Source organism: Micromonospora sp. NPDC050417, assembly GCF_044458865.1.
In the GTDB taxonomy this organism is placed as follows: domain Bacteria; phylum Actinomycetota; class Actinomycetes; order Mycobacteriales; family Micromonosporaceae; genus Micromonospora_G.
Genome location: NZ_JBITIH010000006.1, coordinates 1 through 14139, shown reverse-complemented (window position 1 = coordinate 14139; position 14139 = coordinate 1). Strand labels below are relative to the sequence as shown.

The window sequence follows — 14139 nt, the reverse complement described above, 5'->3', positions numbered from 1 at the left end:
CGGCTACCCACGCTCCGGTTCTTCGTCTTCGCTGTGCTCCGCCTGTCGCGCCGGGGTTGCCTATCAGTCCGGTCTGGATGCGGGCGCATTCAGCCTATCCGGGCCTGTCGACTCCGGCGGCCAGGTTGGGCCAGTGGCCCCAAACCTCTTGGCCGGCCGGTCACTCCCCCGGCGGGATTGCCTCCGTATGGAGGTTCTTGGGCCAAGCATGGGAGGCCCCGTCCTCCATCACGGTCGGCCAAATCCAGCCGGTCCGGTCTACCACCCAGGCAAACACGGGGATCTTGCGCTCACCCCCGTGCTGCCGTATGTGCCAGCCCCCGCCGGGTAGGACCCCGGCGACCGACTCCACCTCCGTGTTCTCCACCTCCGTGAAGCCGGTCGGGTGCTTCTCCGCCCGGATGAGTCCCTGGGGACCGACAACCATTGGATGGCCGTCGTCATCCCACGCCTCGACGGTCAGTCGCTCTCCGTTCTTGAGGTTGGCCCAGTAGGTACCGTGCGCCGGAATCATGCTGGCTCCTCTCCATAGGGGAGCGCCACGATATCGCGCAGCGACGACACGACTACGGCGGGCTCTCCCGGTCGGGTCGGAGAACGGGCCTGCGGGGCAGTGCACTGTCCTTGTGTTCGCGGATGTTGCCCCGGACGGAGATGAACTCCGACCGGGGCTCCGGGTCAGGACCGGGTGGTCCTGGTCCGTCGCTTCTGCAACGCCACGGTGAGGGCACCGATGGCGGCTAGGGCCACCCCGCTGATGGCGGTGATCGCCACCTGAGCCACCGCGCCGATGTGCTGGCCGCTAACCAGCACGATCCAGAGCATGGCTCCGATGGCGGTACAGGTGACCAGGAGAAGGCCCCCTACCAGGGCCTTCTCCGCGCTGACCGGCGAATGCTTCTGGCTCTGACCGGTCCCAGTCGTTACGGTTGACACGGGTTCTCGTTCTCCTTCTGAGGTCCTTGCAGCGGACATTTCGGTGACCGGGACCCAACGGCGGCCCCTGGGATGCGACCCCAGGGGCACGCCACACTTTCGGGCTCCAGCATTGGACGTGCCGACCGGTGAGCAGTGAAGCTATCTCGCCGACATGACAGAGGGCTCCACGTCGAGCCGTAGTGGAGCGGCTTCCTTCGTTGATGCCTCTGTGCGACCCGTCGATGACCTGTGACATGGGTCACCCGGAGATCACACGGCACGCTGTCCATCGGAGACATGGCTGTTGCGCTGCTCAATCCGTAGCGACCTCCGTCCACGAGATGGCACCTTAGAGTGGGGTGCGCCTTACCGTCCCTTGCGTAGCAACGAACCATCGGCGACTCGGTAACGGAGCAGGCGAGTTCTTTTCCGCAGCCCCGAACCCGGAGCTACACGCGGTCTTGCCGGTACCGACGTCATCGGCAAGCGGCTGGCTGGCCCAGGGCGTTTCGGTGCCGGAGATCGCGGTGCGGCTGCGGGTGTCGCAGAGCGCGGTGTACGGCTGGCGCCAGCGGTGGCGTGCCGGTGGTGAGGACGCTCTCGCGTCGAGGGGGGCCTGGTGGTTCCGGGTGCCGGTTGGATCAGGCTCGGTTGCGCCGGTTGGCCGACGCCTTGGAGGAGGGGCCGGCGGCGCACGGGTTCGGTGCCGATCAGCGCTGGACGTTGGCGCGGGTGTCGGACCTGATCGCCCGGATGTTCCGCACCCGGTACACGTTGCGGGGTACCTCGTACCTGCTGCATCGGATCGGCTGGTCGGTGCAGGTTCCCGCGCACCGACCGGTCGAACGCGACGAGGGTGCGGTGATGACCTGGCGGCGGGAGGTGTGGCCGGCGGGAAACGGTAGCGGCGCAGCGGCACGCGTGGATCTGCTTCGAGGACGAGGCCGGTCAGACGCTGCGCCCACCCAAGGCCCGCACCTGGGCTCGCCGTGGTCGTACCTCGGTCGTGCCGGTCACCGGGAAGGCTCCATCGGCAACCTCGCCGTCCACGGCGTTGACAACCTCCTCGCGATCATCAAGAACCGCCTCAAGCGCATCCGGTACCGACCCGACCTACTCGACGGCTTCCTGACCCACACCGGCCTGACCCCTCGAACCCGACTCAACCTAGCCATTCAAGGTCTGTAGCACGCGTGGTTGCGTTGTATGCGCCACTTCCAGCAGAGGCGGATACGCCATACGGCCGATGCCGGCTGTGCACGTTGACCCGTACGCCGACACCTCCCTATCCGATGGCGGCTTGAAACCCTGGTGGAGTCGCGCCAAGGGAGTGTTTCGGGTCGACGCGGACCGACGAGACATCGAAGCGGCGGCCAGAGCGGGCGGACAGGATCGTCACGGTGCAAAGCCGATCCACGATGATCCGCCGGTTCGCCAACGGCATGTCCTTCCACACCTTCACCGGATCGACCGCATTGACCACCTCCGCCAATGGGTCCTCGGTCACCGTCACGTTCAGCAGTTCATCGATCTCACTGATCCGGGCGTTGGCCTTACGGGTCGCGGCGAGCACCTGTGCCCTTGTTCGCAGCCCCACTACCTCGTCCTCGGCCATCCGTTCCAGGGTCTTGCGGATGGTGGCCTTCTCCGTCCGCAGCACGGCGACATCCACGTCAGGGGCGGCCGGGGCGAGCAGTTCGTATGCGCGAGGATGGGTGATCGCGTACATGACATGCGCGAACACCACCTCGTCGGTCCGGTAGGCATTGCGGGCCACGTGGCTGTACTCCCGGCAGGTGTACCGGGGGTTCGTCCCGCCACGAGTCACATGACAGGTCACCGGCTTTTCCGTCTCGCTGCCAGGCGGGGTACACAGACCGCACCGATAAATGCCCGACCCGGTCCAACGCGGCGGCGCACCAGGGGCCGTCTCCCGCGCCGGGTCTGTCAGCAGAGCACGGACCGCCTCGAACGTCTCCCGCTGCACGATTGGCTCCCACGGCGCGGACACCCCTTCGAGGATTTCGCCCCGGTAGACGATCAGGCCGGCATTACGCGGGCGCAACAGCACATCCCGCAACGTCTCGGCGGACCACTTCGCACCGGTCACGGTCGGCACGCTCTTTCCTCGCAACTCGGCAGCCAACGCGCGCAGGCTCACACCCTGCAACAGCCGGTGCGAGCAGTCTGCGATCACGTCTGTCTCGGTCTTGATCGGGGTGATGCCGGAGCGGCAGTCCCGTCCGCCGTGCCACGCGCACACCGCGTCGCCCGTCCGTCCGCCGTCCGGGACGGTCTTCGGCGGTCCGGAGCAGAACCCGAACGGGCGTTTCCCGCCGCCATACTGGCCGTTGAGGGCCTGACGCTCGCGGGCGGCGGCGACCCTACGGGCGGTGTCCCTGGATGCCTTGTTGGCCACGAGAACGCGGATCTCCGCGTCGAAGTTGTCCCGGCCCTTTTCCATGTGCAACGACCCAGTGACCGACTCCACCACGATGTCGTGCGGTGAGTGGTCCACCACATCGATCAAGTCCTGCAAGTCCTTCGGGTCACGGAACGCCCGGTCCAGGTCCAAACACAGCAACGCGTTCGCGCGACCTCCCGCCAGGTCCGCCAGCGCCTCACGCAGATCGGGCCGGAACACCCGGTACTCCCGCCGCCCGTCCGGCAACGTGATTTTCCGTCGCTTGTAGGCGGACAGGCGTGGATTCTTGATCACCTTCCACACGTCCCACCCGAGTTGATCCGCCTTGTCCTGCATTCGGCGGAGCTGATCATCAAGCCCTGAAGGGATACCTTCGTCAGTGAGGTCCACGTCTTCCCTGTTGTCCGACAGACGCGCCAGCAGAATCGCCCGACGCCGAGAGGAATCAGCCATGCCCAGATACTGTGCTAAAATACGGGGTACGGCAAGACGATGCTCGCCGAACGACTTCCGTCGATCCTGCCCGCGCTGGACGACGAGACCGCCCTGGAAGTGACCGCCCTGCACTCCATCGCCGGTCTCCTGCCACCCGGTGGAGAACTGGTACGCCGACCACCGTTCCAGGCCCCGCACCACACCGCGACGGTCCCGTCACTGGTCGGCGGCGGCTCCGGACTGGCCCGGCCGGGCGCCGTCTCGCTGGCCCATCGGGGGATCCTCTTTCTCGACGAGGCCGCCGAATTCGCCTCCGGCGCGCTGGACGCGCTGCGGCAGCCGCTCGAACACGGCCGGGTGGTGCTCAACCGGGCCCGGGGTGGCACCGAGTATCCGGCCAGGGTGCAGTTGGTGCTCGCGTCCAACCCCTGTCCCTGCGCGAAAGCGAACGTACACTACAGGGGTACTCTTCCGCCATGACGACCTCCGATCTGTACGCACGGAAGTCCACCGAGGACCAGGGGCACAGTGCCGCCCGGCAGGAGCGCGACTGGCGAGCGGACTGCGCGGCCAACGACCTCCAGCCCGGTCGGGTCTTCGCCGACCCAGACCTCTCTGCCAGCAGGTACGCCCGCAAGCAGCGGCCAGACTTTGCCGAACTGCTCGAGCACATCGGGTCGGGTGAGGCCGAGATGGTCAGCTTGTGGGAGACGTCTCGCGGGTCACGCCGTGCCGGTGAATGGATCTCGTTCCTGGACCTCTGCCGTGACGGCGGGGTCCTGATTCGCATCTTCGGCGGCGACGATCCCCGAACGTACGACCCGAGGAAGCGCCGCGACTACCGGGCTCTCGCCGACGAAGGGCTCGACGCGCAGGACGAGTCCGACAAGCTGAGCGAGCGGGTCCGTGCCGGCACCCGGGATTCGGCCGTGAGCGGCAAGCCACCGGGCCCCCTCCTGTTCGGCTACACGCGCATCTTCGACGAGCGCGGCCGGTACGTAGAGCAGGTGCCGCACCCGCAGCGAGCGGCACTCGTGCGCCAGTGGGCAGCCAACACCCTCGCCGACGTGGTGCCGGCCCTGGGGTCGCTGCCGGCCGTCGCCCCAACGGACGACAACCCGGTACCACTCCACACGCAGGCCAACGCGCTCAACGACGCCGGAGTCCCGACGCCGTCCGGGGAAGGTACGTGGGTGGGTGGCCACCTCAACAGGTACCTGCGGAACCCCGGCTACCTGGGGCACCGGGTCCACCACGACGTAATCGTGGCCCGCAACGCGTGGTCGCCCATCCTGGACGAGGACACCCACGGCCGGCTCGTCGCCCTGCTGGAGACGCCCGGCCGCCGGCACCACGGCAACAGCAAGCTGAAGCACCAGCTCTCTGGTGCGGCGCTGTGCGGCCCCTGCCGGCGGCCGATCCGGGCGAAGCCGATAGCGCGGACGGGGGCGCTGCGCTACTTCTGCCCGTACCGCGGCTGCCTGCGCGTGTCGGCGATGCTCGTACCCATGGACGCATCGGTGGACCGGATCATCCTGGCCCGTCTTCGCCGTACGGACGCGACCGGGGTGTTCGCCCCGGGCGTCGACCAGGTGGCCATCGCCGCGACGCGCAAGGAGGTGCGGCAGCTTCAGGGACGCCTGGACGAGCACGTGGTCGAGTCGTCGGCCGGGCGCCTATCGGCGCGGGCCCTCGGCCTGGTGGAGCGGGACCTGCAACCGAAGATCGACGCGGCTGAGCGGAAGCTACGGACCCTGCTCACTCCCCCGGCTCTCCGGGGCGAGGACCCAGCCGAACTTGCGGACCGGTGGCCCGACCTGCCAGTCGCCCGGCGTCGGGGCGTCATCGTGGCCCTGGCTGAGATCGTGCTGTCGCCGGTCGGAAAGGCGGGTCGGTGGTCGGACCTGCGGCTGGCCGAGTCCCGCTGGGTAGGCGACGACCGAACGTGGGGGGAGATCGTCGCGGCCGGCGGGTCGATCGTGGGCTAAGTCCGCATGGCGCCCGGGTCCCAGTCTGCCATCAACTGGGACCCGGCGGCCAGGTTCGCCCGGGTCGTCAGTTGGCGCGGGACGCGGCTCCGGTCGTGGAGCGCATCGAGCAGGCGTAGCAGGTCATCGAGGTGATGAGCGATTTCGTTCCGTTCGGCGCGTGCTCGATGATGTTGAGCTGCCGCCGCTTCCATCGCGGTTTTCGTCTCGTCGATCCTGGCTTCTGCGGCACCGAGCGCCACCCGGAGGTCATTGGCCCTGTGCGTCAGCAGGGCCTCCTCTCGCTGCTGAAGCTCCTCGATCGTCTCCGTGTTCGCGGTACGGTCGCCAGCGTCAGTCATCTCGTCCAGGCCACCACCGAAAATCCGACCCAACGCCACCGCCTCACTGAGGGTGACTGGCCGCTGGCCCTTCTCTACCTTCGCGGCGGTCGTTTGGTGCCAGGCGTGACCACGCTTAGTCATCTCGTCGGCTACGCGCTGTTGCGTCCACTTACGAGCCAGCCTCCGCTGACGAAGCCTTTCGCGGAAGATTGCCTCGGGGCCGTCGCCCTCTGACCAGTCCTGTTTCACGAGACAGAAGGCTAACCTCCTACAGGTTAGATGACAACAGCGGTTCCGGTCTAATGTCGGCTGGACCAGTCCTGACCCAACAGTTAGGCTTTCGTCAGCATGCGGGAACTACACGGACGTAAGTACCGATGTAGGTACCGAGATCGGGGCCGCGCCCCATCCTGTCGGAACCGACCAGGAGCACCGAGTGAACCGAGACGAACTGCTGGCCCTGCCGGTCAGCATCGACGTCCCAACGGCCGGAAGGGCGTTCGGGATCAGCAAGCTCACCGCATACAAGCTCGCACAGAGCGGGGACTTCCCGGTCCCTGTGCTGCGCGTCGGCCGCAAGCTGATCGTCACCCAGGCATCGATCCTGGAAGCGCTCGGCATCAAGGTCGGCAACACGGACACGTACCAGGGCATCAAGCAGGAAGCGGCGGTCTAGGAGTTCCAGCTCCCAGGCCGCCGCTTCACCAATCCACCAAGTTCGCCGGCTCTCACCGCCAAGTAAGTACCCGGCGAACCTGATCACCGCCCATAGGGCGACACGCGAAGCTTCGCGATAGTTCGCAACACTTCGCAGGGCTACAGAGTAGGTCCGAATGGCCTTTGATGCTACTTCTGTGGTCGGTGTCGCCTTACTGGGTGGCTAGGAGCCATCACCATGAGTAACGCCACACCTCTCGACTTCGCGGCCCTGGTTGTCGCGGCAGCACCCCCGCTGACCAGCACGCAGATCACCGATCTGCGCCGCCTACTCGCCCCCCGGGCCGCATCAGTCCGCCACCCGGCACCGGCCCGGCCGCCGACTCGGACCGACTCCACGCGGCCAGGCCCCACCCCGGTCGCCTCCCCCTCAGCTCCGGCTGAGGCGGTCGCGGCGTGAGCCGGCGGTATCGCGGCCAGCGCCTGGTCGTCATCGTCTCCGCGCTTGGCACCGTCGCGGTGGCCGCGTACTGGGTCGCCCAGCTCGGGCGCGAGGTCCAGGTCGAACCGGCCGCCGTCGTCCTCGCGGTGGTCCTCACGGGCATCGCCGCAGTCGCCGTCGCGGGTGCGGCCATTCACTTCGGCGCCGGGCGGCGGCGGTGAGCGCCCCGACTCCTCTACTCCCCCCGGCTGACGACTGCCGGGCCACCGGCGGCTGTCGGCCAGGTACACGCTGCCCAGCGCACCGTGGCCACCCAGAGCGGATCGGTGCCCTCGTGCGCCGACTGCTCGCAACTGAGCCCATACGGCTCAGTTGACCTCTGACTCATCGAGGTAATCGGGTGTTGCGTTTTCGACTCCCGCAGCGATCTGACAGACGGGACTAAGCCGAGCGAGACGTAAGCCCGGCCGGTCCGTTCTACTCGCACACCCAGCCCGACCAGTCCCGCAGCGGGGGCCGGTTCCCAGGCAGGAAAGACGGGGCGGGGACTGAACCGCCAGCACCAGCGCAGCACCGCACAACCGAACGAGCAGAAGCGGGGGGCGAACGTGCTCCGTACCGAACCGGTGACCACCGCCGGCATCACCCTCCGGGCCGTCGACGCGATCGAGAGCGGCCAGCAGACCTTCACGCGGGAACAGGCCGCGTACCTGATGCACCTCGCGTTCGACGCAGGCCGTACGGCGACCCACCTCGAGGACGTGGCCGAGGTCCACTGCGCGGCCCAGGACAACGCGACGATGCGCGCCACGTACGAGGCCAAGGTGGCCGTACGGATGGCCGAGATGTCGGCCGCCGCCGACCGGATCAACCACCAACTCGGCCGACCGCCCGGCTACCGGTACGACGGCGGCCCGGTCGACTGGGAGACCGGCGCTCCGCTGGCGGCCCTGGTTCGGCTGGCCGCCGCGTGACCACCCCCGCGATCTACATGGTCGACCCGGACGAACCACTGGACTGGTCCGACCTGGACGGACCGGTACCGGCTGACGCGGCTGGCCTGAGCTACGACGCCATCCACGCCGCCCGGGTACTACTGGACGAAGGAAGCCACCGGGCCGAAGCTGCTCGATGGCAGGGCAAGCAGCACCCGGTTTGCCCGACGTGCCGTACGGCCGGTGACGGCGGGAAGTTCACCTGCTCGTGTTCGCAGACGCCCACGGCCGGAACCCCCGCCGCCCCGACCGTCGAGCCGTACCGCGACTTCTGGGCGGCGCGGCCTCAGCTCCAGCACATTCATGACTTCGCCCGTGCCCGTCGGGCCGCGCCCTGGGCGGCCCTGGGCGTGACGCTGACCCGGTTGGTCACGTCCGTGCCCCCGTTCGTGGTGCTCCCGCCGATCGTCGGTGGACACGCCAGCCTGAACACCTTCGTCGCGCTGGTGGGTGGGTCCGGCGCGGGCAAGGGTGCCGCCGAGTCGGCCGCCGCCGACGCGATCGACTTTGGCGAGCTGGATGTGTCCAGCCTGGGATCCGGCGAGGGCATCGCCCACCTGTTCATGAGCCGTAACCGGAAGGGTGATCTGACCCAGCACACGGAGTCAGCCCTGCTCTCCGTGCCGGAGATCGACAGCCTGACCGCGCTGGGCTCCCGCACCGGAGCAACGCTGATGCCGGAGCTTCGGAAGGCATGGTCCGGTGAACGGCTCGGGTTCGGATACGCCGACCCGGCGAAACGGCTACCCGTGCCGTCGCACAAGTACCGGCTCTGCCTGGTCGCCGGAGTCCAGCCCGGTCGCGCCGGCGGCCTGCTCGGAGAGAGCGACGGTGGCACGCCGCAGCGGTTCATCTGGCTGCCGGCGACCGACCCGATCGCCCCCGATGAAGCCCCGGTCGCGCCGGCGCCGTGGAAGTGGAAGCTGCCGACCTGGCCCCTTGGTGAGTCCGGCACGGGCCGGGTGGTGCTGCCGGTGTGCGAGGAAGCGCAGCGCGTGATCATCGGCGTCCGACTGGCCCAGCTTCGCGGCCAGGTGACTGCCCTCGACGGTCACGCCCTGCTGGCACGCCTGAAGGTGGCTGCCGCCCTGGCCCTGCTCGACAACCGGGCCGAAGTCTCGGCGGCGGACTGGGAGCTATCCGAGGTCGTCGCCACCGTCTCGCAGCGCACGCGCAACGAGGTCGTTGCCGAGTTGGAGCGGGTGGAGTCGGTACGCAACCGTCGCCGTGGTGAGGCCGAGGCGGACCGGGCCGTGATCGTGGACGAGCGGACCGAGGAAGAGACGGTCAAGCGGGTAGCCCGCACGCTCGTTCGGAAGCTCACAGGGGCCGGCGACTGGATCGCGCACTCCAAGCTTCGCCGCGATCTGGCCAACCGCTCACGGTCGTACTTCGACGCCGCGATCGACCGACTGCTCGACGCGGGGCAGATCGACGTCGAGACAGTGGCGACCGACACCATGGGCCGGGATGTCGACGGCCGCCGATACCGCGTCGCCTCAGGCGGTGTCAGGTGATGACCCGGAGATGGGGTGGACAGGGTGTACATGTACACCCCATCACCCGGAAACATGACCGTGACGTAAATCTATATCCGCAGGTCACAAACAAAATCATCACTATCAGATGTGCTCCGGGAATCGGGGTGGGGTGTACACCGTCCACCCTGTCCACCCTACCGCCGTCGATGAAGAAGATCACGCAGGGAGCCGGGACACGATGACGAACAAGCCTTCATCCGACCTCAGTCCGGCCGCCGTCGAGTTCCGGATCCGGAACACCGAACTGGCGGAACTGAACCGGGTCCTCGCCAACTACGGACTCCACGGCAACCGGACAGTGCTCGACGCGGTCGCGGCGTTCGCGGTCGCCGACGCCCGAGCGGCCCTCGCCGTACACGAAGAAGTCAGCCGGTGCCGGAACACCCTGGAACGCTGCCCAGCCTGCAAGGTGCCCAGCGCCTACGTCCATCACCTCGGCCGGCACCTCCACAGCGACGGTTCGGACAGCCGTGCGTGCTGGCGCCGAACGCCCCGAGGCAAGCCGTGAGCGGCTTCCCGAGCACCGTCGCGGTGGAGCGCACCTGCCGGTGCGGCCGGACGGTGCTCGTCGGCCAGGACGAAGGCATCCCTGTCCGGGCCGAACGGACCGCGCAGGGCCTCGATGCGGCCGGGCTCGCCTACGTCATCGACGGCCGCGGCTACCTCACCTGGCGCAACCCCGACCACCCGCCGGCCGGCCCGATCCACCCGGCGCACCACTGCACCGGACCCCGCAAGGCCGAACCCCCACTCACCCTGTTCTGACTGGAGGAACCATGGACCCCACCACCGCCGAACTCACCGGCACCGCCCTGATGATGGCCTTCATCGTCGCCCTGTTCTGGGTCAGCACCCGGGGCGAGCGCGGCGCCAGCAAGGCCGAGGTGCGCAGCCTGACCAACGAGGTGCGCCGCCTGGTCGCCGAGCTGCGTGAGCACCGCGAGGACGCGAACCGAGAGGGCCGGTCGTGACCGCGAAGCACACCCAGTGCCGCTACCTCCGCCGAAACGACCAGCAGTGCAGCGCCGAGGTCGCCGACGAGTCGGCCGAGATCCTGCTCTGCGTGAAGCACCTCGCCCGCGCGATGGCGCTCGTCAAGGCCGCGACGGGCCGGAACGCCAGGTGACCGGCAGGACGCTACTGGGCCGGGTACCCACCCAACGGGTACCCGGCGTCCAGGCACTCCTGCTGCACCGCCGCCGCGCCGGCCTGCCACTGCTCGGTCGTACCTGCCGCACCACGGGACAGGACGCCTGCGGCATCCGCCAGGCCCCGCGTCCGAGACCGGTCGACGTACTCGGCTATCCGGTCCGCCAGCTCCGTTCGCTCGCTCTGGACACCAGACACCTGCGCCGGCCCGTACCCGAGCCTCAGCGCGTCGCACGCGGCCCGGCCTGGACCATCCAGCGTCGGCAGCTCACCACCACGGCCGAGCAGGTACGCGGCACCACCGGACGCCACGGCCAGCGCCACGACGCCAGCCGCGACCCACACCACCCAACGCCGCACCCTGCGATCACTACGGCCCGTACGTGCATCCCCCACGACAGTAGTCACCGAGCCAGTGTGGACGGACCCAGCAACAGCGTCACCCGCCGACCAGGCACCCGCCACCACCCGAGCGGGCGATCAGCGTGAGTCGGTCATGGGTGGGCGGCAGCACCCGACAGTGGCGACGCATCCGCACCCAGGTCCTCGCCCGCGACGGGTACCGGTGCCGAGCCCACCGCGATGGGTGGTGTGACAAGGTGCCAGGCCACAGGCAGCACACCTGCACCGACATCGCCGCGCTCGCCGGACCGGACGCAGGCCACGCCCACCACACCCTCGGCAAGGCGGCCACCGGCGACGACCCGCGCCATATCGTCGCTGCCTGTAGTGCCTGCAACCTGCACATCGGTGACCCGACCCAGCACACCGACCCACCGAACAAGGCGGTAACACGATGGTGAGCGCCGTGACCTGCGGTTTTTCCCCATGGAGGATCATGGCGGACAGCCCGCTCTGTCCTTTTTCTCTCTCTCCCGGTGACTCCCTGTGACCGCCCTGGCTGTGGCGCCCGTTCGGCTCGGCTCGACCACGCCGCGGCTGGCCACGCCGCCGCTGGTGCAGGGTCCCTCGGGGCCGTGCGTCTGCGGGTGTGCGCTGACCCGGGCGACGTCGTACGGCTGGGCAGTCATCGACTTCGCGCGGGACAAGCTCCGGATGCCGCTGGATCCCTGGGAGGAACTGGCGGTCATCCACGGTGGCGAGCTGCTGCCGGACGGCCGCCCGAGGTTCCGGACGGTACTCGTGCTCGTTGCCAGGCAGAACGGCAAAACGTTCCTGCTGACGGTGCTGGCGCTGTTCTGGATGTTCGTGGAGAAGTGGCCGCTGACGCTGGGCATGTCGACGATGCTCGAGTACGCCCGGGAGTCGTGGGACCAGGCGCGCACGATCGCCGAGGACGTCGACGAGCTTGCTGCCCAGCTGCCCCGCAACGCGGTGAAGGAGGGCAACAACGACGTCCGGCTGCTGACGACGCACGGCACCCGGTACAAGATCGCGGCGGCGAACCGACGCGGTGGGCGGTCGCTCCGGATTGACCGGCTGATCATCGATGAGCTGCGGGAGCACGCGACGTGGGTGGCGTGGAACGCGGCGACGAACGCGATGAACGCCCGCCCGTTCGGTCAGGCGTGGGCGATCACGAACATGGGCGACGACACGTCGGTGGTGTTGAACTCGCTGCGGGAGTCGGCGGTCGAGTTCATCGAGTGGTGGGACCGGGAGTCCGGGGAGCGGGGCGTGGCCGAGCTGCTGGCGGCCGAGGACATCGTCGGTGACCCGCGGCTTGGGCTGTTGGAGTGGTCGGCGCCGCCGGGGTGCGAGGTTGACGACCTGGACGCGATCGCCGCCGCGAACCCGAACGTCGGCCGGCGGCAGCACTGGGACGACCTCCTCGGCCCCGCCCGCCGGGCAAAGCGGGCCGGCGGAGAGGAAGAGGCCGGGTTCCGGGCGGAGGTGCTGTGCCAGCGGGTGCCGCTGCTGAATCCGGCGATCGACCCCGGCCGGTGGAAGGACTGCCTGGACCGGGCACCGCTCGATCTGGAACAGCGGCAGCGACTGGCCGCGTGCGTCGACCTGTCGCTGGACGGCACCCACGCGACACTCGCCGTGGCGACGGTCCTCGAGGACGAGCGGGTACGGGTCGAGACGGTGCACGAGTGGACCGGCCCGGACGCGGCAGCCCAGATGGAGCGTGAGCTACCGGCGTGGGCCGAGCGGGTGAAGCCGAAGGTACTCGGCTGGTTCCCGAGCGGCCCGGCCGCCGCGGTGGCGGCGAAGCTGACCGACCGGCGCAAGGAGGGCGTGCGCGGGTGGCCGCCGCGTGGTGTGCGGGTGGCGGAGATCCGGGGCGAGATGCCGGCGGTATGCATGGGGCTGGCGAAGGAAGTCACGGCACGGACGTTGGCGCAGTCCGGTCAGAAGATGCTCGACGCCCAGGTGGAGAAGGCGGAGCCGTTGAAGCAGGGCGGCGGGTGGGTGTTCACGCGGTCCGGTGGTCCGGTCGACGCGGTGTATGGGGTGGCTGGTGCGGTGCATCTGGCTCGGACGCTGCCGAGGATCCGCAAGGTTTCCCGTCGTCCGCACGGCTCCTAACCTTCGAATCGAAGGTTTGTGGCGGAACTAACCTTCGAATCGAAAGTTAGTTCACGTACACTCCCGATCATGGGATGGCTCGGGGCGCTGGGACAGCAGGTGCGGGATCTGCTGTCCCTACCCCGCCCCCTGGTGCTCGACGGACCACCGGTCGCCGCGTTCAATGACTCGACGCCGCGCCCGATCGACCAGCTCTTCCTGGAGCTGGGCGCGACGGCCGGGGTACGGCGGGTGTCGCGGGACGAGGCGCTGTCGGTGTCGTCAGTGCAGCGGGGGCGGAACGCACTCTGCTCGATCGCCACTCTGCCGTTGCAGCAGTACAAGGGCCTGGACATCGTTCAGAGTTCGTTCCTGCAACAGATTGATCCAGACGTGGCCAATGTGGTCACTCTGAGCCAGACGATCGAAGATCTTGCTTTCGAAGGCATCTCGTGGTGGCTGATCACCGCCGCCGACTTTGCCGGCTTCCCGCTTGCCGCCCGGCACCTGGACGTCAACACGGTGAGCCTTGACCCACCGAAAGGCCAGCCGAATCCGTTCCCGTCCGGTCGGGACGCGCGGGGCGTGAAGATCGTGTGGGTGGCCGGCAAGGATGTGCCGGCGGACCGGCTGATTCGGTTCGACTCCCCGAATCCGGGGCTCCTGACGGCGAACGCCAGAGCGATCCGGCGGGCACTACTGCTGGACCAGTTGGCGACCACGTACGCCGACAACCCGGCACCGAAGGACATCTTCACGGACAACGACGATCCGTCGGTCGAGCCGATGGACGA

The 14139-nt window shown here is 68.6% G+C and carries 19 protein-coding genes and 2 pseudogenes; 16 read left to right on the top strand and 5 right to left on the bottom strand.

The window, feature by feature from the left end:
- Nucleotides 1-160: 160 nt before the first annotated feature.
- A complete protein-coding gene (locus tag ACIBF5_RS09955) occupies nt 161-514 on the bottom strand; it encodes a hypothetical protein (protein WP_396810446.1) in 354 nt (117 codons plus the stop codon).
- A 164-nt stretch (nt 515-678) separates the two neighbouring features.
- Nucleotides 679-936: a hypothetical protein gene (locus ACIBF5_RS09950; RefSeq protein WP_396809999.1), complete on the bottom strand. Its 258-nt coding sequence runs from the start codon at nt 934-936 to the stop codon at nt 679-681.
- Between the two features lie 341 nt (nt 937-1277).
- Here ACIBF5_RS09950 and ACIBF5_RS09945 point away from each other — a divergent pair.
- Both ACIBF5_RS09945 and ACIBF5_RS09940 read left to right on the top strand, forming a co-directional pair.
- Nucleotides 1278-1475 (top strand): annotated as a pseudogene (locus tag ACIBF5_RS09945) (hypothetical protein); the annotation flags it as partial.
- A gap of 79 nt (nt 1476-1554) precedes the next feature.
- Nucleotides 1555-2106: a winged helix-turn-helix domain-containing protein gene (locus ACIBF5_RS09940; protein WP_396809997.1), complete on the top strand. Its 552-nt coding sequence runs from the start codon at nt 1555-1557 to the stop codon at nt 2104-2106.
- Nucleotides 2107-2203: 97 nt separating this feature from the next.
- Here the strand turns inward: ACIBF5_RS09940 and ACIBF5_RS09935 are convergent, their stop codons facing one another.
- A complete protein-coding gene (locus ACIBF5_RS09935; protein WP_396809995.1) occupies nt 2204-3910 on the bottom strand; it encodes a recombinase family protein in 1707 nt (568 codons plus the stop codon).
- Here ACIBF5_RS09935 and ACIBF5_RS09930 point away from each other — a divergent pair.
- Both ACIBF5_RS09930 and ACIBF5_RS09925 read left to right on the top strand, forming a co-directional pair.
- Nucleotides 3821-4222, top strand: a pseudogene (locus ACIBF5_RS09930) (ATP-binding protein); the annotation flags it as partial. The gene ACIBF5_RS09935 and the pseudogene ACIBF5_RS09930 sit on opposite strands and share 90 nt — an antisense overlap.
- 32 nt (nt 4223-4254) lie before the next feature.
- Nucleotides 4255-5766: a recombinase family protein gene (locus ACIBF5_RS09925; RefSeq protein ID WP_396809993.1), complete on the top strand. Its 1512-nt coding sequence runs from the start codon at nt 4255-4257 to the stop codon at nt 5764-5766.
- Here ACIBF5_RS09925 and ACIBF5_RS09920 read toward each other — a convergent pair.
- Complete coding sequence (locus tag ACIBF5_RS09920; protein WP_396809991.1) at nt 5763-6338, bottom strand: helix-turn-helix domain-containing protein; 576 nt, start codon at nt 6336-6338, stop codon at nt 5763-5765. The genes ACIBF5_RS09925 and ACIBF5_RS09920 overlap by 4 nt on opposite strands.
- A 187-nt stretch (nt 6339-6525) precedes the next feature.
- Between ACIBF5_RS09920 and ACIBF5_RS09915 the strand changes: the two genes are divergently transcribed.
- From ACIBF5_RS09915 to ACIBF5_RS09875, 9 genes are all read left to right on the top strand, one after another.
- Nucleotides 6526-6765 carry a hypothetical protein gene (locus ACIBF5_RS09915; RefSeq protein ID WP_396809990.1) on the top strand — a complete coding sequence of 80 codons (240 nt, stop codon included), beginning with the start codon at nt 6526-6528 and terminating at the stop codon, nt 6763-6765.
- Nucleotides 6766-6984: 219 nt separating this feature from the next.
- Complete coding sequence (locus ACIBF5_RS09910; protein WP_396809988.1) at nt 6985-7206, top strand: hypothetical protein; 222 nt, start codon at nt 6985-6987, stop codon at nt 7204-7206.
- On the top strand, nt 7203-7409 hold the full coding sequence (locus ACIBF5_RS09905; RefSeq protein WP_396809986.1) for a hypothetical protein: 207 nt from the start codon (nt 7203-7205) through the stop codon (nt 7407-7409). The genes ACIBF5_RS09910 and ACIBF5_RS09905 overlap by 4 nt, the downstream gene beginning before the upstream one ends.
- Nucleotides 7410-7796: 387 nt before the next feature.
- Nucleotides 7797-8162, top strand: a complete 366-nt coding sequence (locus ACIBF5_RS09900) for a hypothetical protein (RefSeq protein WP_396809984.1) — start codon at nt 7797-7799, stop codon at nt 8160-8162.
- Entirely contained in the window at nt 8159-9700 is a 1542-nt protein-coding gene (locus ACIBF5_RS09895; protein WP_396809982.1) for a hypothetical protein, read from the top strand. The genes ACIBF5_RS09900 and ACIBF5_RS09895 overlap by 4 nt, the downstream gene beginning before the upstream one ends.
- A 202-nt stretch (nt 9701-9902) precedes the next feature.
- Nucleotides 9903-10232, top strand: coding sequence for a hypothetical protein (locus ACIBF5_RS09890; RefSeq protein ID WP_396809980.1), 330 nt, complete (start codon nt 9903-9905; stop codon nt 10230-10232).
- Nucleotides 10229-10489 (top strand): hypothetical protein, encoded by a 261-nt coding sequence (locus ACIBF5_RS09885; protein WP_396809978.1) that lies wholly within the window; start codon nt 10229-10231, stop codon nt 10487-10489. Before ACIBF5_RS09890 ends, ACIBF5_RS09885 begins: the two co-directional genes overlap by 4 nt.
- Before the next feature lie 11 nt (nt 10490-10500).
- On the top strand, nt 10501-10695 hold the full coding sequence (locus ACIBF5_RS09880; RefSeq protein WP_396809976.1) for a hypothetical protein: 195 nt from the start codon (nt 10501-10503) through the stop codon (nt 10693-10695).
- Nucleotides 10692-10850: a hypothetical protein gene (locus ACIBF5_RS09875; RefSeq protein WP_396809974.1), complete on the top strand. Its 159-nt coding sequence runs from the start codon at nt 10692-10694 to the stop codon at nt 10848-10850. Before ACIBF5_RS09880 ends, ACIBF5_RS09875 begins: the two co-directional genes overlap by 4 nt.
- A gap of 11 nt (nt 10851-10861) precedes the next feature.
- Here ACIBF5_RS09875 and ACIBF5_RS09870 read toward each other — a convergent pair whose 3' ends face one another.
- Nucleotides 10862-11221, bottom strand: a complete 360-nt coding sequence (locus ACIBF5_RS09870; RefSeq protein WP_396809972.1) for a hypothetical protein — start codon at nt 11219-11221, stop codon at nt 10862-10864.
- A gap of 251 nt (nt 11222-11472) precedes the next feature.
- Between ACIBF5_RS09870 and ACIBF5_RS09865 the strand changes: the two genes are divergently transcribed.
- From ACIBF5_RS09865 to ACIBF5_RS09855, 3 genes are all read left to right on the top strand, one after another.
- Nucleotides 11473-11676, top strand: a complete 204-nt coding sequence (locus ACIBF5_RS09865; protein WP_396809970.1) for a hypothetical protein — start codon at nt 11473-11475, stop codon at nt 11674-11676.
- 85 nt (nt 11677-11761) lie between these two features.
- A complete protein-coding gene (locus ACIBF5_RS09860; RefSeq protein ID WP_396809968.1) occupies nt 11762-13366 on the top strand; it encodes a terminase in 1605 nt (534 codons plus the stop codon).
- 69 nt (nt 13367-13435) lie between these two features.
- On the top strand, nt 13436-14139 hold a 704-nt coding region (locus ACIBF5_RS09855; RefSeq protein ID WP_396809966.1), incomplete at its 3' end, for a hypothetical protein.